Raw genomic sequence first — 2,985 nt, 5'->3', positions numbered from 1 at the left:
AGTTTCTGAATTTAGCGGATGGAACAATATGATTTTAAATAACAGCTCTACTGGTATTTATGTAGATAATTCATCAGCTACGGTTACAGGTAAGAAGATAACGGGGACATCTGACAAGGCAAAAGGAATTGTCTCAATAAATTCTAACGTGACAAATAATGCAGATATGGAATTTTCAAGCGATGATTCAATTGGAATTTTCTCGCAGAATAAATCGTCAGCTGTAAAAAATATCGTAAATAATGGAAATATTAATATTACAGGAAAACGTTCAATTGCCGCCTATTTAGAAGGTACAATGGAGCAGTCGTTTGAAAATACGGGTACAATAAATGTTGACAAGACGACAACTGCTGTAAAAAATGACTCTACAGTTGGAATTTATGCACAAAGCGGTTCTAAAATCAACATAAAGAACAGTGGAAAAATAAATGTTGACGAAGCTTCGTTTGGAATATACTCGCTTAGTGAAGACGGAAACGTGGAAACTACGGCAAGTTCAGAAATAAATGTGGCTGACAGGGCGATTGGCGTGTATAAGAAATCTGGAACTGCCAATCTGGGAGGAAAAATAAATGTGGCAGATCACACGGCAACAGAAGTGAATAGTGAGCCTGTAGGAGTCTATGGAACAAGCGGAGTTGTAATAAATGACAGTACTTCTGATTTCATCGTTGGGGACAAATCTTACGGTGTAATCCTTGCAAACCCTGGACTGAGCAAAACAAATGTTTATTCAAATTCTTCTTCATCAAAGATAAGTTTAGGAAAAGAATCGACATTCCTTTACACTGAAGGAACATCACAGGTTACAAATAACGGAACAATCACGTCTGGAACAAATAACGGAATCATAGCAATTTATGGAAAAGACGGAGCAAACATTATAAATAACGGAACAATTGACTTGTCGCAAGGAATTGGAAATCAGGGTATTCTTGTAACAGGGGCATCGAATGCTGTAAATAGAGGAACAATAAAAATAGGAAAAACTGACAAATCTGATCCGGATAATATTATCTACGGAATTGGAATGGCGGCTATTGATGGAGCGTCTGCAACAAATGAAAGGGATATTTACGTTTCAGGAAATTTAAGTATCGGAATGTACGGAGATAAGAGCGGTACAACTTTGAGAAATGCCGGAAACATTTATCTTGACGCTTCTGGAGCGACTTCAACTGACAAGATTCAGACAATGATGGGAGTGTTTGCAAACAACGGTACCACATTTGTAAATACAGGAACTATAACTACAGTCGGTTCGTATGTAGGCAACAGCAATGTTCAGGGACTTGTGGGAGTTGCTGTATTAAACGGAAGTACATTGGAAAATTACGGAACAATAAACATTGATGCAGACACTAGCTACGGTGTTCTTATAAAAGGTACTGAAAACAATAAATCCATAATCAAGAACTACGGAAACATTAACATTAGCGGTCTTAAATCTTATGGTGTACGTTACGATGGAAATTCGAAAGGTGTAACTGGAAATGACCTTCCGGTAGGAAATGATGCAACACCTTCCAACACGCTGCCTGCAATAAGTTCAGGAGCTGGAAAAATTACTTCATCAAATGGAGCTGAAGACTATTATGCTCCTAAAGATCCAAGTAAAACTATTGGAGGAACAGGAATTGTACAGCTGCCTGATGGAAGGCTGGCAATTCAAAGAAACGGTGTAGTGCTGGATGAAAACCAAGTTCAGGTAATAGATTACGCAACTCCGGCAGTAAACTACGCTCTGGCAAACTTTGGAGTGTATGTGGATACGCTTGGAAGAACAAGGCCTATTAATCTGGATGGGGCGACTGATATTGGAATAAACAGCGACCTTCTGATAGGGACAGAATTTTCTGTGCTGACAAACAAGAAAGATGTTATAATAGGAAAGCAAATACTGCAGCCGTTCCTTAACCAGATAAATGCTGGAATATTCAACTTTACGCCATATTCAGCTTCGTTGACATGGATGGCGACACCTGAAGTGGATCCTGCAACACAGCAGATTACACGTGTACTTATGACAAAAATTCCTTATACAGCCTTTGTAGGAAGAACAGCAAATGAATTTAACTTTGCTGACGGGCTGGAGCAGAGATATGATGCAAATGCTCTTGATTCAAGGGAAAAACTGATATTCAACAAGCTGAATACTATAGGAAATAATGAAGAAGCCCTATTGGCACAGGCTTATGATGAAATGATGGGACATCAGTATGCAAATGTGCAGCAGAGAATATTTGCAACAGGTAACCTTCTGAACAAGGAGTTTGACTATCTGAGAAACGAATGGGACACTAAGACAAAAAATTCCAACAAGATAAAGGCATTTGGAATGAAGGGAGACTACAAGACTGATACTGCAGGAATTATCGATTACAAGAACAACGCTTACGGATTTGCCTATATGCACGAAAATGAAACTGTAAGGCTGGGTGAATCAAGCGGATGGTATGCAGGAGCTGTTAAGAATAAATTTGACTTTAGCGATATTGGAGGTTCGACAGAGGAGCAGTCCATTGTAAAAGCAGGGGTGTTTAAGTCAATGCCTATCGGAAATGACCACAATAACGGTCTGAACTGGACTGTTTCAGCGGAAGGATTTATGGGGAATGGAGAAACTAAGAGAAAATTCCTTGTAGTTGATGACATCTTTGAGGCGAAATCTGACTTCCATTCGTATGGAGCTTCCATAAAAAATGAGATCAGAAAAAATATCAGAGCAAGCCAAAGAATAAGTATTTCACCATACGGAAGCCTGAAACTTGAATACGGAAGATTTACCGGAATAAAAGAAAATACAGGTGAAATGCGTCTGGAAGTTAAGTCAAATGACTATTATTCAATAAAACCTGAAGCTGGTGTGGAATTTAAGTATAGCCAGCCACTTGCAGTCAGAACAAAATTTGTTGCAAAACTAGGACTTGCCTATGAAAATGAACTGGGACAAGTTGGAGATGTTGATAACAAGGCAAGAGT

At 38.9% G+C, this 2,985-nt stretch carries 1 protein-coding gene; it reads left to right on the top strand.

The genetic code is table 11. The features are described 5' to 3' along the window. Positions 1-28: 28 nt before the first annotated feature. On the top strand, positions 29-2,985 hold a 2,957-nt coding region (locus Q0370_RS10200; RefSeq protein WP_299575357.1), incomplete at its 3' end, for an autotransporter outer membrane beta-barrel domain-containing protein.

Origin of the sequence: uncultured Leptotrichia sp., from assembly GCF_938036635.1 — a bacterium.
GTDB classification, from domain to species: Bacteria; Fusobacteriota; Fusobacteriia; order Fusobacteriales; family Leptotrichiaceae; genus Leptotrichia; species Leptotrichia hongkongensis.
This window is presented reverse-complemented; position numbering and strand designations above follow the sequence as displayed.